Consider the following 22,110-nt stretch of genomic DNA (forward strand, 5'->3'; position numbering starts at 1 on the left):
GCGGGAGCCCTCGATACATGGCTGATTGCATGGACTGTCTTACAACCTTACTTCTCGTAAACCTCGGGCTTCAGAATGCCGATAAACGGCAGGTTGCGGTATTGCTCCGCATAATCAAGCCCGTACCCGACGACAAATGCGTCCGGCAATACAAATCCTTTATAGTCCGCTTCCAATTCCACCTTGCGGCCTGTCGGCTTATCAAACAGCGTAACAAGCGTGATGGACTTGGCGTTGCGGCGCTCCAGCACATCGATGAGGTAGCTGAGCGTAAGACCACTGTCGATAATATCTTCAACAATGAGTACGTCTCGGCCTTGCACCGATGTGTCAAGGTCCTTGATAATTTTCACAACACCGCTTGTTTTGGTCGATTGTCCGTAGCTGGACACCGCCATAAAGTCGAGTTCGACCGGAATTGTGATGGTCTTAACCAAGTCAGCCATAAAAATAAAAGCGCCTTTAAGAACGCAGATAACGAGTGGATTACGCCCCTCGAATTCGCGGCTAATGGTATCGCCCAGCTCTTTCACTTTCTGCTGAATTTGGTCTGCGTCGTAAAGTACTTCTTGAATGTCGTTCAGCAACACGGGCCCTCCTAAATGGTTCTTGCCTATACTATGAATGGATCAGTGCATCTTATTCAAGTTGGTTCAGTGCGGAAGCATCAAGGTTTACCCGCATCATCATTCTGATAACACGGCTCGTCGTTTCCATCACCTGAGCATGTCTTGATCTTCGAATGCCCGGGATCCAAAGCACGGTTCCGTTAGCGTCGACAACGATCGGCAGCATCTCACGACGTGAGGGTGCGACACGTTCATCAACGAACATATCTTGTACCTTTTTGGTGCCATTTAAACCAAGCACTTGCATTCGGTCACCTGGACGGCGATTTCGGACCGTGAGCGGGAATTCGAGCGAGTCGGCATCAAACAGTGCTTCATGTCGATTATTCGGTCTGAGCGCATGATCTGCAGCCCGTTCCTCAAGCGACAATTCCGCTTCCGCCTCCGGCAAAGCCAGGCGTACCGCACCTCGGTTCACTATATAAGCATATCCGCTGTGCTCGGGGGTCATTCTCCCCTTATTCGCACGGGTGAACACTAAATTGTCGTACTCACGCAGAAATCGAACTCCGCTGCCAACATCGAAGCTCCACGTTGCAGCTGCGCCATCAGAGGCCGCAATCCTTATCGTTTCTATGCTTTCGAATGAAGTGGTTTCCGTTTCCAAGCCAATATAACTCAATATTAGTTTAATCAATCTCCTTTGTAAAGCGACATGCAGGCCAAGCAGCGCTTTGCGGGTCAATTGGCATCCTTCGCTGTGAGGCGCGATATGGCGCTCAAAAATTGCCTTAGTTTCTTGCTCCAGCCAATCGTCTTCAGCCGATGCAAGCTCCGCCAATCGGACTAGCGACTGGGAAAACTGCGGGTTAAACGAAGCCAAGTAAGGCAGAACGTCCAAACGGACCACATTGCGAAAATAATACTTCTGCCCATTGCTGCTATCTTGACTGAACGGGATCGCCCACTGTTCACAGTAACGCAGGATGTCTGCCTTGTATGTACGCAGAAGCGGCCGAATAAGTTCCACGTTTTTTTCTTTTCGCCGAATTGCTATTCCTGCAAGCCCTCCGGGTCCTGTTCCGCGAACCACTCGCATCAATACCGTTTCGGCTTGATCATCGGCATGGTGGGCGAGCGCAATGCGCGCAGCGCCGTATGTATGAGCGACCTGATGCAAGAATGCATACCGCTTCTGGCGGGCCGCCGCCTGCGCGTTCATTCTTGTTTCTTCTATATAAGCAGGCAAATTAAAAAGCGCCGTTTCGCAAGGGATGCCGAGCAGCGCCGCGTATTGTCTCACAGATTCAGCTTCACGCGCCGATTCCTCGCCGCGAAAGCCATGGTCCACGTGAGCGGCAACCAAAGTAAGCCGCTCTTGCCCGGACAGCCGGTGAAGCAGATGGAGTAAAGCCATGGAATCCGGTCCGCCGGATACTGCAACGACGATCGTCTCTCCCGGCAGCCACAGCTGCTCATCCCGGGCTAGTGCGGACAGCTCGCTTAGCCAATCATCCACTTCCCTCATCCTTCCCAAGTTGCGTATTCTTATGATGCGCCGCGCAGCAGCCAATAGATTGTGGTGGCCAGCACGGCCGCCGAAGCGGCGAACAATCCCTTCATCCAGCGAGGTGCCGGCGCGGAAACGGACTTACCCGCTCCTGAGCGGTGCATCCACTGCTGCCAAGCAGCAGCCGCTTCGCGGGCGCTTGCAAACTCGCCGTAGAGCGCCTTGCGCAGCCAACCGCTGAGCGGCTTGAGCACGGCACTGGTCGCGGCGAGCTTCGCCAGCTCGTCCGGCGTTCGCGTTTGCGGCAGCAGTCCGGCACAAAGCTGCGCAAGTCTGCGGCTTTCGTGCAGTTGGATGCAAAGGACCGCAAACGAGAACAAGTCATATCGTGCATCCGCCGTTCGCGTGCCCGCATTCCAGTAGCCGCGGTCGTAGACTTCCGTAAACTGCCGTACGCCTTTGCCGAAAGCAGTAGCGCCGCCGTAGTCTACGAGCTCCGGTCGACCGTAATCGCCGACAAGGACGTTCTCTACCTTCAAGTCGCCAAACGTCCACCCGGCTTCATTGAGCTCTGCTAGTTTGCCTAATAGATTAAAAGCAACAACAGGAAACCATTCCTTCCCTTGTTTACCCAAATAATCGGCAAGCGTCATCCCTTTAATATATCGCATGACATAGAACGGATGCTCTTTGCCATCTACTCCGCGGAAATCATCCACATCGACAAGGAATAGTCCTCCCTTAGCGCCTCGCTTCTGTTTCTGCTTCGAAATCGTTTGCAATACATTCACTTCCGACTGCAAATCTACGGTATCCGAACCGATCTTAAGCGCGTACAGCTCACGCTGCCGCTCGACCAGAAATACTTTGCCATTGGCGCCTTCACCAAGCATTCGTTCCACACGATAACTGCCCTGCTTCCACTTGCCGCGAATGATCGTACCACGCGGAAGCGTCCATTCAAACGACGTAGTCACTCATCATCCCGTCCGTTTCATCATTCTTCCTACTACCATAATCGGCTTTCTGATAAAAATCAATGACATGCACGATCGCAGGACCTGTCGGCGTCGTCCCTCGCATCTGCAGCCGCGGGAATAAGGAATGAACGCCGCTTATATTGCTCGTCCAATCAAGGTCAAGCTTGCAGTCCTCTCCGTAGGCGGAGCCGGGAAAATGAAACACCGCAAGCTCGCTGCCTCCCTGCCTCGATTGCAAGCTGATCGCCAGATCGCGAATGGCCTCTTCTACCGCTTGCAGCTTCGGTTTCATACTGGCACTGGCATCAATTAACAGAGCAACGCGCAGCTTACTCGTCTCGCTTAACTCATCAATGACGCGTACGACTTCACCCCGCTTCTCCGGCGGAAGCTCTTCGATGGACGACGTGCCAAGCACCTGCTTCAGCTCCCGTTGAACGGCTTGCTGTATCGTCTGCACGACGGTCTTGCGCGTCAGCATTTGAACCGTTTGCGAGAGCTGCCGTGTATGCGATAACCGGCTCAGACCGCCGCCCGCCCGTGCAATCTCTTCAATTTCGGTTGTTCCAAATTCGGCGAGATCGCCTTGATCCACCACACCGACAACATTCACTGTGATCCCAACTGCGTGCGCCTGAGCAGCCGCAATAACCGGGCTCACTCCAACATTGGAGCAGCCGTCCGTTACTAATAGAATCTGCCTCATCGTTCATTCCCCCAAAACCTTGGAATCTGAATCTACTGCTCGAGGAAACTAGCCTGCAACTATCGTCCAAGCAGGTTTCCTCCCTAGTACTAGCTCTATCAGCATTGCCAATTATGAGAGGGGATAACCCTGTTTGGCTCAGGCGCGGGGTTGGGCAGGCGGCGTGGAGCGTGCGAATACAGAGAGAACGGGCGGAGGAGATCGGATGGGAGTTTGCAAGATACGAGTAAATTGCAGGGGAATGGGTACACACGAAAAAGAAGCCTGCCGGCCGGACAGGCTTCCATTCCTCTTCTTCTATATAAAGCTATGGATCTTTAATAATCGCCGTCCCACGTTTATGCTGCCTCAATGCCAGTACGCGTTTCTGCCGTTGCCGCCCTCGGGTAAACTGTCCGTTTCGTATGCTGATGTTCATCAAATCGGCTCACCGTCCCTATTGTGCTCAACCCGGCTATACCGGATTGGCGGAGTGCAGCCCGCCTAGGCTGATGTCTGCTCATTCTAGTGATGACAATCCATCTAAGGCTATCGACCCTCTTATTGATCATTAATAAATGCCGGTGCACGCTTCATTAAAGAAGGGTGCCGAATGCGTTTCCGCTGCTTGCGCCTTTGGAGTAGTTGCTGGATCCATTTCATGTTCATGGTTAGCTCACCGTCCTTGGTCGCTCGACCTTGGTCACGCCAGGCCAGCGGAATGTAGCCCACTCGGGCTGATGTTTGTCTACTCTCGCAACGACAACCGTCATATCATCCACAATGTCGCCTTTGTGGTACCTCACGACTGTGTCCAGCAGTCCATCGGCAATTTCCTGTGGATCATCGGATCGAATTTCTTGGATGACCCGTTTCATCCACATTTCCTTATTCACGGCATGCCCCGGCGCGTCATAGATGCCGTCGGTCATCATAATGAGCGTATCTCCGGGCTGCAGCTGCACGCGAATAAGATCTATGTCAATGTCCTGCAAAATCCCTACCGGCAAATTGTTGGCCGAGATCGGAATCACTTCGTTCCCGCGCTTAATGAAGCTGGGCGTTGATCCGATTTTCATAAAAGTCGTCTTCGCGGAGTACATGTCGATGAGTGCGACATCGACGGTTGCAAATATCTCATCCGAAGAACGCAGCAGCAGAATGGAGTTAACCGACTTGATCGCAAGCTTCTCATCCATGCCGGATTGCAGAAGCTGCTGTAAAATCGTCAAAGCAGTGCTGCTCTCCTGCTTTGCACGCTCCCCATTCCCCATACCATCGCTGATGGCGACAGCAAATTTGCCATTGCCGAGCTCCACCGTACTAAAGCTGTCTCCCGACAGCAGATCGCCTCCCTTGGCGAGTCCGGCGACACCCGTTTCAATCTCATACGCTTTGGCCGTCCCGAAAACAACCTGCGCAGCACTTCCCTTCTTCTCCGGATAAGTCTCCGACATAACGGCAATTGGCTCGCCTAGGATATCGGATAACAGCGGCGCGATGATTTTGCGGCATTCATCATAACCGCGGCCAAACGTATGATACACCTCAATCTCTACGTTTCCCTCCTCCAAGTTAATAATTTCAATGCCTTGTATCGATAAACCGAGCCCTTCCAGCGCCTCCCGGATTTGTTCTTCCTGCAAATGCAGCTGCTGCCCTTCTCGCTGAATTTCGCGAGCCAAGTCTTCCATGACCTGGGAAACGCCGGACAACTGTTCTGCGACAAGCTGCCGAGAATCGTTCAGCTGCTTCCGCCAATGCCGATCATGCTGATATAACTCATGCTGCTGCTGCATGACGTTAAGCACTTGATGCGGCTTCACGCAATGCACGCTCCACTCCCTCGGCACCTCCTTCGGCCCCAAACGGCGCCCTTCCTCTACGGTTATCATCATGCTCGTCATCATCTTGTACGTATCATAGAATCGCCCCTCCCAGCAAAGTTCCCGCTTGTGGCAGGCATTGCATGTTCGCTCTGCGGCCGCATTCATGAAGTGGCCGGCAGCTTCTTCTCGCCTTTCTTTCTCCGTGGCCTCATGGCCAAGCTGACCAAAACTCCGGGAAAGCTGGCGAAACACTTCGGAGAACTGGGTTACGCGCTGTGCCGTGACGTCTCGGACGCGCCTTGCGTATTCATGCTGCGATTTCACATGCTCCTGCGTGCCGGGCACATATTTCGAAATGATACGAATTATCGATTTTGGGGTAAGCATAAGCATAGAGGCAGCGATCACCGACTCCCACGTCGACGCCATCACATCGGCTTGATTACCGACATAGATGGAAAGTATGGACGAACCGAGCAGCATCCCGAAGGCTACGGCCATTTTGCCGCCTTCACGAAGCAGTCCGGCAAGCAAGCCGGCGAAAGCTAACAAGCTCATCTGCACAATCGCATTGGTATCTGCCAAACTAAGTATGAGACCGGCGACAACACCCACAGAAGCGCCAAGGGGTGCGCCGCCTACAAGCGCAAAGAGCAGAAGCATAAACCTCGACATGATATGCTCAACGGACAAGCCATATATCGTCCAGCCCACAGCCCCCGTCATAATGGAGGCAAGCATGATCATTAAACAGATAATCTCTTCGTTCTTAAGTGCCGAAGATTTCTTCGTCAACGTCAGCACCGGTATCGCTTGGACGAATACCAAGGTCAGGACAAAGGCAAGTGATGCCTCCACGCCAACCATCATCAGCTGATACCAGTTCAACGTGTCTGTCGTCACTACGCCGAACAGTCGGACCAGCATGGTAGCCAGGAATACAAGCAGCGGCGCGTAGGACAGTTCCGCTCGTTCATATGCTTCAAGGCCCCTCAGCAATAAGTAAACGACGGCCAGCTCCATCGCGATCCACATCGGTTCCGGCGCTATAGCAAGCCAACTCCCAGCTACAATGGCAGCCGCAACCGGAAGCAGCAGGTCTCGGCGCAGAAAGAAGATTACTGTAAAGTAAGCAACTGCAAACGGAGTCAATGACTCCAAGATGACAGCTCGTCCGAGCAGAAACCCGACGGCCATCAGCGCAAACGTCCATTTTCGCGAGGTCAGCATCCCTGCTATGCGAAGCAACCCGGTTCGTTCCATTCCTTTCCTAAAGGTTGATTGGACGAAGCTAGTTTTCTGTACACCTGGGAACATGACAACTTTAGGTTTGTCCACCATGCCTGATGACACCGCCTTATTCCAAATTTGTATCCCCATTATAGGATTACGAATATAGAAATGTTTGTCAGAAAGCGTTGTCATGCAAAAGTTTTTTCCGACATTTTCACGCGCCGTGGGCGACCCCCTGTCGGGATTGCGGCATCCTAGCGCTATCAAGGGGTCGACATCCTTATGCGCCTTCCCGTCACCCATCGTTTCAACAAAAAATGTTCCTTCCGCCAAGCCGGCGCGTGGCGAACCGCCGTCCGAACCTGTCGGGATAACGTGAGAACAAGAGAAAAGTTTTTGAGGTGGGCGGGTATATTTGTTAAATATGCTGCATATCAAGCCGTTGACAGCCCCTTCACGCCTTAAAAAAGCATCAAAAAAAGGCAGCGCCTCAAGGGGCACTGCCTTCTTCTCCTACTACTATGCTATTAATCGCGCTTAGCACCACGGCCACCGCGTTTGGATTCCGTGTTCTTCTTGAGCGAAGACATACGCTCTTCGCTATCTTTCAGGAAACGTGACATTTTGTCCTCGAAGGACGGTTTGCCGTAAGCAGGTTTGCCGCCGCCAGCTTTGTTGAATGGACGTCCGCCACCACCGCCGCCGCCTTGACGATTAAAACCGCCTCCGCCACCGCTTGGTCCGCGATCTCCACCGCCGCTCGGTCCGCCTGTACGATTGAAGCCTCCACCGCCACCACCGGCACCTGCCCGGTTGAAGCTGCCGCCTGGTCCGCGATCTCCACTGCGTTCACGCTGAGGAGGTGCAGAGCCTTCTGGCCGGTCGATTGCTTGCTTAATGGAAAGCCCGATTTTCCCGTCTTTATCTACATTAATGACCTTGACTGTAACGACATCTTCCAGTTTCAAATGGTCTTTAACATCTTTGACGTAGTTATCGGCAATCTCTGAGATGTGAACTAGCCCTGTGACACCTCCCGACAAATCGACGAATGCTCCGAAATGCGTAATGCCTGTCACCTTGCCCTCTAACTTGGCGCCCACTTCAATTGCCATAGGTAAAAATGTTCCTCCCTAACCGTTATGCGAAGCCATTAGCTTCGAGTTCTCTCAGCCTGAGGCTGCGAGCATAAAAATAAAATATGACTACGGTAAGCCGTTTTAAAAATATGGTTACTAAGCTGATTATACTCCAATGGGAGAAGCAAGGCAACAGGACGGACACCCGTTGTTACGCCCATCCTTGATGGATGCTAGAGGAATGCCGAACAGACCGGAGGTCCGTTCAAACCAATCATCTACGGCTGAGTAACGACCTCAATCCGCTTCTCACCTTTGCGAACCATACCTTGTTCCTTCGTTGCCAGCTGTCCAATGTACTCCTTATCGCTCAATCGCGCGACTGCAAGCTTCAGCTCTTCGACTTGCTTAGCTGCCGCGTCGATTTTCTGGGAGGCATTCGCCAGCTTGATCTCCGCTTGTCCTTGTCGATCAAGCTGAGAGATCAGCGTATATAGCGCCCAGCCCATGAAAAGAACGATAAAAACAACCCAGATCTTCAACCGACGTTTCGTTCCTGCATATTGCGCCGCAGCGGATGAATGAGAGCTTGTTGTAGATGTCGCCATATCACGGACCTCCTGACGTTAGATTAATCGTCTTTCTTCTCTTGCTTCCGATTCTTCCAGCGCTGCCATAGCTTATTCAATCCGGTACGAAGTGCAGTGACTCGTTCCGGTATTCGCCACTTGGTTATAATGGGATTTACCCACCGTTTCCAAGAACGAAGCAGCGGCTTCCAAATCGGCTTGGTCATCCATCTAGACAATAACCAAAATGGACGTACCAATTGTACCACAATTTTGAAAAGGAACATAGCAAATGCTCTCAAAAACGCAAAGAGCAGTTTCCCAATTCGATAGAGCAGCAGCAGAGGACGAATAATCAACAGATAAAAAGCACGGATGATGAATCTCGTAACCGCGCGGACGGTGCGTATCAGAATATGCACGAGCTGCATCGTGATTTTGCTAAACAGCCAGTAGTAACAGCCGATGCCAAGCAGCAGCCCGATGAACACATATGCCCGCACTTCCCCTTCATTGCTCGCAGAGAGCACCTGAAAGACAACCAATGTAGCCGCAATCCAGTAGAGCAAGTCGAAGATCGGAATCCATAACCGGCTGATCCGCAGTTCGTCCGATACGACACGATACCCATCGAAAACGACACCCATCCCGATCCCAGAGAGCAGCATCGTTATCATGGTCCACCACTGAACGGTCAGACTCACTTGAATATCTTCCCGAACAAGCCCTTCGACTTGCTGCCCGTATTGCCATCCAGGTAAGTGAGCGAATGAACCAGCCCTTCAATGGCGACCAGTCCCTGCTCCAGACTGAGATGCTTCATATGCAGGTTCTGCCCGCGGATCGCCAGAAAGCCCAGCTCCGTCTCCAACAGAAACTCTTCATTGTCGAAGCTCTCTACATTCATCACGCCGGTAATCTCAAGGATCTTACGGTTAAGCATTTTGATTTCCTGGCGCTTCTGTCCCTTAGCTTGCTCGATCATTGCTCGTCCCCCTCCTTCAGCACATCTTTCACTGAGACTAGCCTATGGGGCAGGGACAGGTTTTAGAACTGCAAACTGCGAGATTAGAGGGTTAGGGTTTTGGCAGGATCATAGATTTGATGACTTGGACGAGTAAGGCGAAGGCAAAGAACAAGACACAAATCCCGCCGATGGCACTGATGATTCGCATAGCCGTTCGGATGAATAGGTAGCAGCCCGAAGACTCTGCCAGTGTCAACAAGACGGAACCAAACATCGAATCATTCATGCAAAGCAGAGCCAGCCCGGCCAGAATACCAAATACATAGTTTTGATGTACCCTCATCGTTCTGTTCACCTCGCTACTGCAACAGAAATCGCCGCTTGTGAGATTATAGCACTTTTATGAAAAATATGGATACGGGGTGTTTTTATTTTATAGGGGCGGGATTGCTAGACCGGGCGAGCCTACACTTCCTCTCACTGATTATAATGCTGACATTTGTGCAACACTTTCGGAGTTTTGGAGTCTCGTAGGCGTTAATGTTGCTTTTTATGCAGCATTCCTGCGCCAACAGACTGGTTTTGGGCCAATTCGTTTAGCAATGTTGCATATTATGCATCATTTCGCTTTATTTGATCATTGGGAGGTTGAAATGTTGCTTATTCGGCATCATTAACTACTTGGCCAAAAAAACTGCCCCATAAGTCGCTCCCCTCACTTGAGGGACAGCGTCGTTCATGCCAAACGGGGACTCATGTGAGAATGGAGCGGAATGAGCGCATAAGAAAAACAGCCTCCCCCAGGTATGACCCCGGTTGAGGCTGTCGCTTCAAACTGCTTATGCTTGCCAGTCGAGTTTGTTCTCTTGCTGGCGCGCTTCTTCTTTCAACAAAGTATACATCCCGCTAGCCTCGTCCTTCTTGGTCGTCTCCAAGATCCGCTCGACGCGGACGGTGACGATCTTCTGGCCGTATTGAATCTTGAGCTCGTCGCCGGCTTTGACGGTGCTGCTCGCTTTGGCTTCACGATCGTTAATCCAGACGCGGCCTTGTTCGGACACGTCCTTTGCGACAGTACGCCGCTTGATTAAACGCGATACTTTGAGGAACTTATCCAGACGCATGATTACTTGATCGCGTCTTTCAATTTATTGCCGGCTTTAAACGCTGGAACTTTGGATTCTGCAATTGTGATCGGGTTGCCCGTTTGCGGGTTGCGACCTGTACGGCCGGAACGCTTACGCGTTTCGAATGTACCGAAGCCGATCAATTGTACTTTGTCTCCGCCTGCCAGGGCATCTGTTACTTCGCCCAGAAAGCCGTTCAATACGGATTCTACATCACGCTTGGTCAAACCGCTTTTTGCCGAGATGTTGTTGATCAAGTCTGTTTTGTTCATGGTAAATGGCCTCCTAAAAGTTCAATTATACTTGTAGGCAGTGTTTAGACTGCCGCATAGCTTAGGTTCCTCAGCTACTACTTCTGCCTATTAGCAAATAAATCCTGCTGATTGGAAAATTATTTTCACGTTTTGTGAGGAAACAAGCCGAATTTTGACGAATCTACAATCCTTTTTACTAGGGAAGCTTCTTCGCATCCTCCCAGTAACGATCCATCTCTGTTAAATCAGTTTGGTCAAAGGTTCGGCCGCTTATACGAAGCTGCTCCTCAATATATGAAAATCGTTTCTTAAATTTCGAATTGGTGCGAGAAAGCGACTCTTCCGGATCGGCATGGATGAAACGCGATACGTTGACCGCCGCGAACAACAAATCTCCCAGCTCGTCCGCTTGCTGCTCCGCATCCTTCGATTGGATCGCTTCGCGAAGCTCACCAAGCTCCTCGCCTACCTTGTCGAGCGCCGGGCCGATATGATCCCAGTCGAAGCCGACTTTGGCCGCTTTCTTCTGAATCTTGTAAGCTTTCATCAGAGCGGGCAGATCCGGCGGAATGCCATCGAGCTGCGAGGCTGCGGCAGGATCGATGCCTTTGCGGCGTTTCTCCTCGGCTTTCATCTGCTCCCAATTGCGCAGCGCCTCTTCGGAATTGCCGGCACTCGTATCGCCAAATACATGCGGATGACGGAACAGCAGCTTCTCGTTAAGAGATTGAATGACATCATAGACGGAGAACGTGCCAACCTCTTCTTCCATCTGGCTATGCAGCATCACTTGCAAAATGACATCCCCGAACTCTTCGCGCATGCCGTCCGGATCATCGTTATCCAGTGCTTCAATCGCTTCATAAGTTTCCTCGATGAAATTATTACGAATCGATTGATGCGTTTGTTCCCGATCCCACGGGCAGCCTTCAGGGCTTCGTAATATAGCAACGATTTCATGCAGACGCTCGAAGGAGCGGTTGCGCAGCATATCGTCCGTGGAACGCGGCAGCCAAATCAGCGAGAGGTTGCCGTAGCCAGGCGTCCGGTCCAACTCATAGAGCGGAACGGTAATGATCTGCTCCTCGCCGGGTACACCGAGTGCATGACCGATCGTGATCGGGTAGTCATCAGGCAGCAGCTCCATAAGCGTCAGCTTCACATCCGAAGCCGTAAACTCGTCATAGACTTGGCCGATAACGGTATGCAGCTCCGTGCGGATCAAGGACGGCTTCAATTCCGCTGCATCCAGCAGCTGGAAGCCTTCAATAGGATCGAAGCCGAGCCGCGTAAAAGCTTGATCCAGGAAGCTCTCGCCGCCAAGGATGCTCAGCTCAATGCCCCGCTCCGGGCAGCGCTCGCGCAGCAGCTGTACGGTCCGCTCCGCCACCATGGGATGGCCGGGAACGGCGAAAATTAAGCTGCCTTTGGTGCCGGCGTTCGCAATGAGCTGTTCTGCAATTGCTTCATATACATCCGGGAACGATTCCATCTCCTCGTATAGAAAATCGAAGGACTCGTATGCTAACTGATGATCGCTGAATACCTTCATCATGGGGTGCTTGTCCGTCCGGACATAGCGATTGGACGCTTCTTGCAGTCTGCGCCAAACGCCAAGCGTAAGCTGGTCTTCGTCGCCGGAGCCTAGTCCGACCACGGTTATTGTTGGTTGTGACATGTATGTATGTTCCTCCTTTGGGAATGCAATTGTCGGCGAAGTGTTCCGCCGAGGCGAGTTAGTTGGCGGCGGGTAGCAGCCGCCAACGCTGTAATCGGGCGGCAAGCGCATCGCCGCCCGGAAGCGCGCGCAGCTCGCGCGCGGTCACGCCGCCGAAGCGCAGCACGGCGGCGGCGAAGAGCGCTCCGCCGAGGGCGGTTCCCCCGAGCGCGAGCGCGCAAGCTGCCGCCCTCGGCGGCAGCGCAAGGTCGAGCAGCGGGGCACCGCCGCGCTCGACCAGGACGAGCACCGCGGCCATGACCGCGAGTGCGAGTCCGATGCCCGCGGCGCGCCGCGCGGGCATAGCCGCGCCGGAGGCGCGGCGGACGGCGCCCGTGCCGAGCAGGGCGGCCGCCGTGAGCGCAGCGATGCCGGCGCAGGCTGCGCCGGCCGTGCCGAACGCCGGCACGAGGGCGGCGTTGAACGCCGCCTTCAGCGCGGCCGCGGCCAGCATGAACAGCGCAGGAGCACGGACGGCCCCCAGCCCCTGCAGCGTCGCAGCCGCGATGGCGCTAACGGTGCCCGCGAGCGCCGTGCACCCGACAAGGGCAAACGTACGCGATCCGGCATCGTCCGCGTACAACATCACATTAACAGGCTCGGCCAGCAGCGCGAGCCCTAAAGCCGCGGCTGCGCCGATGCCCCACGCAGCCCGCAACACGAGAGCCGCCTGCTGACGCACGGCGGCTTCGTCTCCGCGCACGCGCGCGGCCGCAAGCGCGGGAACCAGCGCGGCTCCCATCGCGCCCGCAACCATGACGACCAGCTGCACAAGCGGCTGGCCCCGGCTGTACAGGCCGAAGAGCGACATCGCTTCGGCCTGCGACACACCGGTTCCGCGAAGCAAGCGCGGAACCGTGAATGCATCCACAACGCCAAGCGCCGGTACGGCAAGCGCCCCTAGCGTAACCGGAATCGCAAGCAGAGCCAGTTTGCGCATCAACGTCACTATTCTTTCTTTACCCGCTTCCTGCGAAAAGTTACGTTCAACCGTAACGCCCAGCTTCCACTTCACTTTCCGGTCTTGCTCCCGCTCTTGCTCTTGCTCCTGCTCCTGCTCTTGCTCCCGCCATCCCCGCTCCCGCAGCCAGAACGCCGCAATTACCGCAAGACCCGCCGCGCCGCCGATGGCTGAACCGGCAGTTGCGCCGGCAGCAAGCTTAGCATCAGACCAATTGTAATGCCAGCCGACCGCGAGCAGAATCAACATACCCGCCACGCGGACCGTCTGTTCCGATAGCTGGGACACGGCCGAAGGCAGCATCTGTCCCCGCCCTTGATAGTAACCGCGAAGCGCCGCCATGACAGGCGCGAACCAAAGCGCGAGCGAGACGGTTCGCACCGCAGATGCAGTGGCCGCGTCGCCTATCCAGACGGCGATTCTATCGGCCCCGAGCCATAGCAGTACAAATCCCACAGCGCCGCTCATAAACAATAACCAAGCGCTGGCGCCAAGCACACGCCTTGCACCGCCTGAATCCCCGCGTGCCTCGCGCTCGGCTACGAGCAGCGAAACCGCAACAGGGAATCCTGCCGTTACCATCACCAGCAGCAGTTGATACAGGGGATATACCGCGTTATAGATCCCGAATACGCGATCACCGGCTATATTTTGCAGCGGAATTTTCTGCATCGTGCCAAGCGTCTTACTGATAAGCATGGCAACGCCCATTAGAGCCGCACCGCGCAGCAGTAGAGGCTTATACCCCGTGCCTGTACTCTTCACCGTTCCGCCTGTGCGCGTATTTTTTTCCGTTTCCCCCATGCTCGTACTCTTCTCCGTTATCTCTGTGCCTGCACGCTCCATCTTCCCCGTGCCCGCGCGTTTCTCCGTTGTCCCCACGCCCTGCTCCACACGCTGCCCATCCACATCCGCAGTCACAGCATGCTCCTCTTGCCCTATTTTCAAAACCTGTGCACCTGCCCTACTCTCTTCTCCTGCTCCCATTATACCCCAAACGGCCGCGCAGAATGGACCTCTACAGAAAAAAGCTCCCATGAAGACATGCTCTTCAAGGAAGCTTCTACGCTGCTATTGCTCCATTTGCTTGGCGAGGAACCCCGCTGCGGTTTCTGCCATTTTGGTCTCCATTTGCGCCATCTTGACGCTTTCGTCCTTACTTAGCAGCACAACGGTGCCGATAGGATCGCCGCCGGCTACAATCGGAGCCGCCACGAAAGAACTGAATGCCTCTCCAATATCTTTGACGACCTCGTAAGAGCCGCCGCCGGCTTCCACAACGGTTTTGCGGTTCTCCATACAGCTCTCCAGCATGGAGCCGATCTGCTTCTCCAAATAATCTTTCTTGGATGCTCCCGCGACCGCAATAATATTGTCCCTATCCGTGATCAACGTAATATGGCCTGTGCTTTCAGCTAAAGATTCCGCATACTCTTTGGCGAAATCGCCAAGCTCACCAATCGGGGAATACTTCTTCAAAATAACTTCGCCATCGCGATCAACGAATATTTCCAGCGGGTCGCCCTCGCGTATGCGCAGTGTTCGGCGGATTTCCTTAGGGATGACGACCCGGCCGAGATCATCGATACGACGGACAATTCCAGTTGCTTTCATGTTCTAGTTGCCCCACTTTCCTTGAAGGTTTTGAATTGGACTGGACGCAAGCTGCAAATTGCAATTTTTCTATCGTTCAAGAGGAGAGGATCCTTGAAAAAGGTGATTATCGATCTGACCATAGTATTCATCCCCTCCCATTTTCTTATGCACGTGGAAAAGGGACAAAAGCCTTGAATCACCGCTGTTGGAGGTATCTTCCACAAAGATCCCCAGAACATAGAAAAAAAGCACCCCGCAGCTCTAACGAAGAGCTTCGGGATGCCGAAAGAACATCATTCTAACGATAAAACCAAGTGCCGCCAGCAGCTTTCTATTGAAGCGCTTCGCATCAGCACCGCCTGCACTGCCCGCCTTGCCGCTTCCCGCGGAAGGGTCATTCGAATCACGCCTCACCATGCCGGATCACTCCTCGTCCAAGATTGCCTTGCTTAATGCTTCAGCAGCTGTCCAAGCTCTCGCTTGAGCGCCAGAAATTCCGGCAGCTCGCGTACTTCAGGAGTCCGTTTATCCGGCAGTCCCACATCGAAGGTTTTCAGAATGCGGCCCGGGCCTGCACCCATCACTACGATGCGCTGCGACAGGAAAATCGCTTCGTCGATATCATGCGTGATGAAGAGAACAGTCGTCTTCTCCTTCTCCCACACCTCAAGCAGCATCTCTTGCATCTCCAGCTTCGTCTGCGCATCAAGTGCTCCGAACGGTTCATCCATGAGCAGTACCTTCGGACGGTTCGCAAGCGCCCTCGCAATCGCCACCCGCTGCTTCATCCCGCCCGAGAGCTGCTTTGGATAGGCGCTAGCAAACGCTTCGAGCTTAATCACTTTCAGAAAATGATTGCTGATCGCACGGCGCTCCAGCGTCGAAATCCCTTTCAGCTTCGGGCCGTACTCAATATTCTCACGCACCGTGAGCCACGGAAACAGCGTATATCCTTGGAAGACCATGCCTCGCTCAGCACCCGGCCCGATCACTTCTTCGCCATCCAACGTAACCGATCCGTCCGTCAGCTCATCAAGTCCCGCAACGATACGAAGCAGCGTCGATTTCCCGCAGCCGGAAGGGCCTACGATGGTGACAAACTCATTGGTGCCAATGCTCATATCGATATTTTTGAGGGCTTCGAATTGGCTTTTCTTCGTCTCGTACACCTTCTGCAGGCCTCGAATTACGATCTCACCGCGCTGCACCACCGCTAAATCCTTCGCACTGGCTCGAGTATTTCCTTTCGCGTTTGCCGATTGCTCTTCATAGTTAGCTTCACGTTTAACGGCTTCCATCGCGATCAACTCCCTGTACTGATTTCATTGCAATGTCTACTGCCTGCGAACCATCCAATCATCACGCCCAAGGGAACAACCTGCGGTTTAAGAAAGCGAAGATCCGATCGCTAATGAGTCCAAGAAGACCGATGACGATAATGCCGACAAAAATTTGATCCGTATTCAGGAACCGCTGTGCCTTCATAATGGCGTAACCGAGTCCGCTGTTGACCGCTACGAGCTCGGCAACGACGAGGTACGTCCATGCCCAGCCTAGAATGAGGCGAAGTGTGTTCATCAATTGCGGCTGAATGGCTGGAATAAGCACCGTCTCGATCGCCTTCCAGCGGCCTGCCCCAAGCGTGAAGGACGCTTGAAGCAGATCATGAGAGACGCGGCGCGTATTGTCCGCCACCATTAAGACGAGCTGGAAGAAGCAGCCGAGGAAGATAAGCAGGATTTTCGCCCATTCCCCAATGCCGGCCCACACCATAATGAGTGGAATAAAGGCAACTGCCGGCATGTAGCGGATGAATTCCATCGGCGGTTCTACGAAGGCTTCACCGTACTTGAATGTACCTGCGAAGATGCCGAGCGGAATGCCAACGATACAGGCGAGCAAGAACCCTGCCGATACACGGAACACGCTAATCCCGATATGATGCCAGTACTCACCGGTGCCCAGCATCTTGAACATCTCGACAAATACTTTATCCGGCGTTGGCAGGAAGACCGGATTTACCGATTCCGTGTAACTAAGCGCCGACCAGACGATGAACAAGAGTGCAAAAGAGAATCCTGCGGTGAAGGCAAACGGCCTCCCGCCGATATCCTTAAAGATTTGAAACCGATTCGGCCGCTTCTTATGCCCGGGTTTAAGCTCGTTTGCCTTCATCGTGATCACTCCTTAGCTGCTTTTTCTACAAACGATGAGTCGAAGAGGACGTCGAAGTCTTTGATTTCATCCACCATATCGAGCTTTTTCAAGAAGTCGGCCGTTTTCTGAGCGGTATAAGGCAACGACGTGTAATCATCGCGTTTACCGAATGCGTTCACGTTATCCGACGGTGTGAACAGCTTAATGCTGTCAAGACCAAGCTTGAAATCCTCCGGCGTCGTTTCTGCTTTCTCCGCCATAAGCTTAATGGCTTCATCCTGATGGGATTTAAAATAATTCAGCGCATCGAACCATGCATCTACGATCTTCTGAATATCATCCGGACGGTTCTTCACGACATCATCGCGGAAGACGAGCAGATCGGGAATGAGGCCCGGTGTATCTTTGGAAGAGAAGAGCACCTTGCCCTTGCCTTCTTTAACTGCTTTCGTTTGGAACGGCTCCCATAGCACGGATGCATCTGTTTTGCCGGATATAAATGCAGGTCCTGCATCGTTGACCGTCATATTGACGTAATTGACATCCTTCTCTGTCAGTCCGTTCTGATCCAGCGCGGTCAGCAGCAGCAGATGATCGACGGTTCCGAGCTCCGTTGCAACGGTTTTGCCTTTCAACTCGGCAATGGAGCCGATGTTCGACTTGCTGACAATCGCGTCACCGCCATAGGAGTTGTCATTGACAAGAACGGCTTTCAAGCCGATTCCTTTGGATGCGGGAGCAAGTGTATCGCTGAGCGTTTGGCTATTGGCATCCACTTTGCCCGTAGCGAGTGCTTGAAGAGAATCACTGTAAACCGGGAACCATTTCAGATCGACTTTGACGTCATGTTTCTCGAAGAAGCCCTTCTCGTCGACGAGGTACCAGAAGAACCAGCCCGGCCAAGGACTAAGCGCAATTGTAATCGGCGAATCGTCCGAACTGGATGAAGCTTCCTTGGAACCTCCGCAGCCGGTGAGCGCCGTCAGCATTGCAGCTAGCAGTAACAGTGTAACCGTCGTCCGTTTCGTTCTCTTCATTTCTCCCCACTCCTATCGATTCTCTATAAGAATAGAAAAAGCCTCAGGAGAGATCTCCCAGGCTTTTGTCCTTCCGTGTTATACGGAGATCGCGGCCCAAGTTCATGTGAGCCATTCTCCATACGCCGCCTCTCGGACCAGCTGGTTGTGACACCACGGAACCCTAGACAGCTTTTTCGTTCCCGTAAATTGCCGAGAACCGATATTCTATTGTTAACCAACCTTACATTTATCTGTATTGTAAGAGTGAAATAGCTAATGTGTCAATGTCTATGTTAGGTTTTATTACATGAATGCTAGACGGTCAAATAATGACGGATGACTTCATCGTTCAAATCGGACAAGCCGCCTTCCCATGCGATCGAGCCTTTCTCGAGGATGTAGAAGTAGTCTCCGACACTCTTCACAAACTCCAAACTTTGCTCCGCCAGCAGAATAGCGGTCTCGCCTCCTGCCTTAATCGATCGAATCACATCGCGGATATCATCGACAATCGATGGCTGAATGCCTTCACACGGTTCATCGAGCAGCAGCAATTCCGGCTCGGAGGCAAGCGCTCTGGCAAAAGCCAGTTGCTGCTGCTGTCCGCCGCTCAAATCACCGCCTCTGCGACCATACATCGAAGGCAATACGGGAAATTTGGCAACGGCCGACTCCGGAATGGCGCGTTTTTTCTCTTTGCACGCTTCCAATCCGAGCAGCACATTCTCAAATACGGTCAGCTGCGGGAAGATTTCGCGCCCTTGCGGCACGTATCCGATCCCCTTCTTCGCACGCTCGCCGGGCGCCCGCTTCGTCAGATCGGTTCCTTTGTAGGTCACCGTACCTTTTCGCGCCTTCAGCACCCCCATAATGCTCTTCATCAGCGTCGTCTTGCCGACCCCGTTACGCCCTAGCAAACAGACGACCTGCCCCGGCCGCACCTGAAGCGTAACCTGCCGCAAAATAACGCTCTCCCCATAACCCGCTTCAAGCTGTTGAACGGCTAGCATCGACATCCCGCCTTTTCCCCAGATACACTTCCGCTACGCGGTCATCGCGCTGCACTTCTTCCATGGATCCTTCCTTCAGCAGCTTCCCCTCATGCATCACCGTCACCTTGCTCGCGAAGCTGCGCACAAATTCCATGTCATGCTCCACGACGACAATCGACTGCGTCTTGCGAATATGCTGCAGCAGCTCGCCGGTTTTCTCGGTCTCCCCATCGGTCATCCCGGCAACAGGCTCATCCAGCAGCAGAATCTCCGGCTCCTGCAGCAGCATCATCCCGATTTCGAGCCACTGCTTCTCCCCGTGCGAGAGTCCGCCAGCTCGCCAGTCCGCTTTTCCCGACAGTCCAACCAGCTCAAGCTGAGCATGAATTCGCTCTCGATCCTCAGCTCGCATCTTCGCTCGCATCGCGGCAAATACGCCCCGTTTCTGCTTCATCGCAATTTCAAAGTTCTCCATCACGGTAAGGGACGCGAATATGGACGGCGTTTGAAATTTGCGACCGATGCCAAGCTCCGCGATCTGATGCTCCTTCTTCCGCGTAATATCAACGCTTCCGCTGAACAGCACCTTTCCGTCAGCCGGCTTCACCTTGCCGCATATGACATCAAGCATCGTCGTCTTCCCCGCTCCGTTGGGGCCGATCAGAAATCGCAGCTCCCCCCGGGCAAGGGAGAAATTCATCCCCTGTACCGCTTTAAACCCATCAAAGTCGACCGTTACCTCGTCACACTGCAGGACTACTAGGGACTCCTTTTGCTCCTTCATCAGCTGCCTTCCTCCTTCTAAACCACTTGAATTGCCCAAACAGGCCCGCCGCTCCTTTCGGTAAGAAGACCACGACAACGACGAACAATGCGCCCATGAACAGAATCCATATATCCGGGTAAGATTCGCTGAAAGCACTCTTAGCAGAATTCAGCAGCACTGCGCCAAGCACCGCGCCGACCAATGTTCCACGGCCTCCGATTGCTACCCAGAGCACCATCTCGATGGAAGGTACAATGCCCATCATAGAGGGAGAAATAATGCCGACATGCAGTACGAACAGCATGCCTGCGAGTCCGGCAAGCCCTGCCGAGATGCTGAAGGCGACCATCTGATAGACAGCAGGGTTATACCCGATGAACCGTACCCGATTCTCGCCATCCCTTATTGCTCGCAGCACCTTACCGAAGCGGCTTTTCACTATAAATCGGCAGAGTATAAAGGCCCCGATTAGCAGCACGACTGTCAACCAGTATAGGTAGCGTTTCGTGTCCGGCGACGCCAGCGAGAAGCCGAGCAGCTTACTGTAGCCGGTCACTCCGTTCGTGCCGCCGGTATACGCCTGCTGCCCAATGAACAGCGTGACGGTAATGATGACGAGCGCCTGCGTTAGAATCGTGAAGTACACGCCGCGAATTCGATTGCGGAACGTGAAGTACCCTAGTATCAGAGCCAGTAGTGCCGGTATTAATATACCCGCCAGCAAGGCAAAGGGCAGCGATCCGAACGGCTTCCAGAACCAAGGAAGCGCCGTTAGGCCGCTCCAATCCATAAAGTCGGGAAGTTTACCTCCATTCGCATCAAGCTTCAGATACATTGCCATCGCATAGCCGCCTAAGCCGAAGAACACACCGTGTCCCAGGCTGAGAATGCCGGTATACCCCCATATCAAATCAAGCCCCAGCGCTACAATGGCATAGGCTAGAAACTTCGCCAGCAAATTTAAACGAAAATCACTCAACACAAGCGGTGCACAGAATAACACAGCAGCGGCAACCGCATAACCCGCCAAAAGCCATATCCGCTCAGGCGTCATCGTTCGAAGCTGCATCATGACTCCACCTTTCAAGGGCAACTCTATCCCGTCTAGTTATCAAGCGAACGTGAGCGCATCGCCACAAGCCCCATCGGCTTCCACTGCAGGAAAGCAACGATACACAGGAACACAAGCACTTTGCCAAGCGAAGCCGTCGTCCAATATTCAAAGATCGTATTCGACATCCCGATGCCAAGCGCACCGAACACCGTGCCTACCAGCTTCCCTACACCACCGAGTACAACGACCATAAACGCATCCACGATGTAGTACGTCCCAATCGAAGGACCAATCGGACCAATGAGCGTAAGCGCACACCCCGCGATACCCGCAATGCCAGAGCCAATCGCGAAAGTCATCGCATCTACTCTGCGCGTTGAAATGCCGAGGCAGGCAGCCATTTCACGATTTTGCATAACGGCTCTCATTCTGCGTCCGGAGTGACTCCGATAGATGTACAGATACATGACGAACAAACAGACCAACACCAGACCGATGATGAATAGTCGCTTGTACGGGAATACAACGCCGCCCAGTGCAGTTACACCGCCATTGAGCCATTCGGGACTTGTTACGCCGACATTTGGTGCACCGAAGATGCTCCGGGCGATCTGCTGCAGCATGAGTCCGACACCCCAGGTGGCAAGCAGACTATCGAGCGGCCGCCCATAGAGAAATCGGATAAGCGTCATCTCCAGCACCATGCCAAACGCGAAAGCAACGCAGAAGCTTACCGGTATGGCAAGCACGAAATACCAGCCGAATGCCGATTCAGGCATATAAGTAGTAAAGAGATTTTGCACGACGTATGCGGTGTAGGCACCGATCATAATAAGCTCGCCATGCGCCATATTAATGACTTTCATTAGGCCGAAGGTAATCGCCAGACCAAGCGCGATAAGCAGCAGAATCGAGCTTACGCTGATCCCGTTAAACAACTGCACTATGATAACATCCATCGATCGCATTCACCCCTTATGCAAACTGCGCCGTCCTAAACACATCAAGCGCTGCCCAATTGCTGGGCCTTGCTGTGTCTGGCGGCG

23 protein-coding genes and 1 riboswitch are annotated in these 22,110 nt (G+C 53.4%); all 23 genes read right to left on the reverse strand.

Annotation, left to right across the window (positions count from 1 at the left end; translation table 11 throughout):
* Positions 1-47: 47 nt before the first annotated feature.
* The 23 genes from hpt to urtB all read right to left on the reverse strand — a co-directional run bounded on the left by hpt (position 48) and on the right by urtB (position 22,023).
* Complete coding sequence (hpt, locus tag AC0YNS_RS30045; RefSeq protein WP_090985860.1) at positions 48-587, reverse strand: hypoxanthine phosphoribosyltransferase; 540 nt, start codon at positions 585-587, stop codon at positions 48-50.
* Between the two features lie 52 nt (positions 588-639).
* Entirely contained in the window at positions 640-2,088 is a 1,449-nt protein-coding gene (tilS, locus tag AC0YNS_RS30050) for a tRNA lysidine(34) synthetase TilS (protein WP_475784601.1), read from the reverse strand.
* 29 nt (positions 2,089-2,117) lie between these two features.
* Positions 2,118-3,056: a protein kinase domain-containing protein gene (locus tag AC0YNS_RS30055; RefSeq protein ID WP_475784602.1), complete on the reverse strand. Its 939-nt coding sequence runs from the start codon at positions 3,054-3,056 to the stop codon at positions 2,118-2,120.
* Positions 3,040-3,765 carry a vWA domain-containing protein gene (locus AC0YNS_RS30060; protein ID WP_475784603.1) on the reverse strand — a complete coding sequence of 242 codons (726 nt, stop codon included), beginning with the start codon at positions 3,763-3,765 and terminating at the stop codon, positions 3,040-3,042. Before AC0YNS_RS30060 ends, AC0YNS_RS30055 begins: the two co-directional genes overlap by 17 nt.
* A 650-nt stretch (positions 3,766-4,415) precedes the next feature.
* Positions 4,416-6,914 carry a stage II sporulation protein E gene (gene spoIIE / locus AC0YNS_RS30065; RefSeq protein WP_475784604.1) on the reverse strand — a complete coding sequence of 833 codons (2,499 nt, stop codon included), beginning with the start codon at positions 6,912-6,914 and terminating at the stop codon, positions 4,416-4,418.
* A gap of 419 nt (positions 6,915-7,333) precedes the next feature.
* Entirely contained in the window at positions 7,334-7,921 is a 588-nt protein-coding gene (locus tag AC0YNS_RS30070) for a S1 domain-containing RNA-binding protein (RefSeq protein WP_475784605.1), read from the reverse strand.
* Positions 7,922-8,163: 242 nt separating this feature from the next.
* Positions 8,164-8,493: an FtsB family cell division protein gene (locus AC0YNS_RS30075; protein ID WP_475784606.1), complete on the reverse strand. Its 330-nt coding sequence runs from the start codon at positions 8,491-8,493 to the stop codon at positions 8,164-8,166.
* Positions 8,494-8,516: 23 nt separating this feature from the next.
* The gene (gene yabQ / locus AC0YNS_RS30080) at positions 8,517-9,158 is read right to left on the reverse strand and encodes a spore cortex biosynthesis protein YabQ (RefSeq protein WP_475784607.1); all 642 of its coding nucleotides are present in this window, start codon (positions 9,156-9,158) and stop codon (positions 8,517-8,519) included.
* Positions 9,155-9,439: a sporulation protein YabP gene (gene yabP, locus AC0YNS_RS30085; protein WP_090985874.1), complete on the reverse strand. Its 285-nt coding sequence runs from the start codon at positions 9,437-9,439 to the stop codon at positions 9,155-9,157. Before yabP ends, yabQ begins: the two co-directional genes overlap by 4 nt.
* A 91-nt stretch (positions 9,440-9,530) precedes the next feature.
* Complete coding sequence (locus AC0YNS_RS30090; protein WP_475784608.1) at positions 9,531-9,764, reverse strand: hypothetical protein; 234 nt, start codon at positions 9,762-9,764, stop codon at positions 9,531-9,533.
* A 496-nt stretch (positions 9,765-10,260) separates the two neighbouring features.
* Positions 10,261-10,545 (reverse strand): RNA-binding S4 domain-containing protein, encoded by a 285-nt coding sequence (locus tag AC0YNS_RS30095; protein ID WP_090985876.1) that lies wholly within the window; start codon positions 10,543-10,545, stop codon positions 10,261-10,263.
* Between the two features lie 2 nt (positions 10,546-10,547).
* On the reverse strand, positions 10,548-10,820 hold the full coding sequence (locus AC0YNS_RS30100; protein ID WP_090985878.1) for an HU family DNA-binding protein: 273 nt from the start codon (positions 10,818-10,820) through the stop codon (positions 10,548-10,550).
* Between the two features lie 178 nt (positions 10,821-10,998).
* Complete coding sequence (yabN, locus tag AC0YNS_RS30105) at positions 10,999-12,480, reverse strand: bifunctional methyltransferase/pyrophosphohydrolase YabN (RefSeq protein WP_475784609.1); 1,482 nt, start codon at positions 12,478-12,480, stop codon at positions 10,999-11,001.
* A 58-nt stretch (positions 12,481-12,538) separates the two neighbouring features.
* Complete coding sequence (locus AC0YNS_RS30110) at positions 12,539-14,401, reverse strand: polysaccharide biosynthesis protein (protein WP_475784610.1); 1,863 nt, start codon at positions 14,399-14,401, stop codon at positions 12,539-12,541.
* Between the two features lie 150 nt (positions 14,402-14,551).
* Entirely contained in the window at positions 14,552-15,094 is a 543-nt protein-coding gene (spoVT, locus tag AC0YNS_RS30115; RefSeq protein ID WP_475784611.1) for a stage V sporulation protein T, read from the reverse strand.
* Between the two features lie 243 nt (positions 15,095-15,337).
* Positions 15,338-15,493 (reverse strand): hypothetical protein, encoded by a 156-nt coding sequence (locus AC0YNS_RS30120; RefSeq protein WP_475784612.1) that lies wholly within the window; start codon positions 15,491-15,493, stop codon positions 15,338-15,340.
* Between the two features lie 32 nt (positions 15,494-15,525).
* Entirely contained in the window at positions 15,526-16,374 is an 849-nt protein-coding gene (locus AC0YNS_RS30125) for an ABC transporter ATP-binding protein (protein WP_475784613.1), read from the reverse strand.
* 61 nt (positions 16,375-16,435) lie between these two features.
* Positions 16,436-17,251 (reverse strand): ABC transporter permease, encoded by an 816-nt coding sequence (locus tag AC0YNS_RS30130; RefSeq protein WP_090985887.1) that lies wholly within the window; start codon positions 17,249-17,251, stop codon positions 16,436-16,438.
* A 5-nt stretch (positions 17,252-17,256) separates the two neighbouring features.
* Entirely contained in the window at positions 17,257-18,270 is a 1,014-nt protein-coding gene (locus tag AC0YNS_RS30135) for an ABC transporter substrate-binding protein (protein ID WP_475784614.1), read from the reverse strand.
* 52 nt (positions 18,271-18,322) lie between these two features.
* Positions 18,323-18,448, reverse strand: a riboswitch (guanidine-I (ykkC/yxkD leader).
* A 118-nt stretch (positions 18,449-18,566) separates the two neighbouring features.
* A complete protein-coding gene (gene urtE, locus AC0YNS_RS30140; protein WP_475784615.1) occupies positions 18,567-19,262 on the reverse strand; it encodes an urea ABC transporter ATP-binding subunit UrtE in 696 nt (231 codons plus the stop codon).
* A complete protein-coding gene (gene urtD / locus AC0YNS_RS30145; protein ID WP_475784616.1) occupies positions 19,240-20,028 on the reverse strand; it encodes an urea ABC transporter ATP-binding protein UrtD in 789 nt (262 codons plus the stop codon). The genes urtE and urtD overlap by 23 nt, the downstream gene beginning before the upstream one ends.
* Positions 19,988-21,079: an urea ABC transporter permease subunit UrtC gene (urtC, locus tag AC0YNS_RS30150; RefSeq protein WP_475784644.1), complete on the reverse strand. Its 1,092-nt coding sequence runs from the start codon at positions 21,077-21,079 to the stop codon at positions 19,988-19,990. The genes urtD and urtC overlap by 41 nt, the downstream gene beginning before the upstream one ends.
* A 35-nt stretch (positions 21,080-21,114) precedes the next feature.
* Positions 21,115-22,023 (reverse strand): urea ABC transporter permease subunit UrtB, encoded by a 909-nt coding sequence (urtB, locus tag AC0YNS_RS30155; protein WP_475784617.1) that lies wholly within the window; start codon positions 22,021-22,023, stop codon positions 21,115-21,117.
* Between the last annotated feature and the right edge of the window lie 87 nt (positions 22,024-22,110).

The sequence above is a fragment of the Paenibacillus sp. J22FR21 genome (assembly GCF_056269135.1).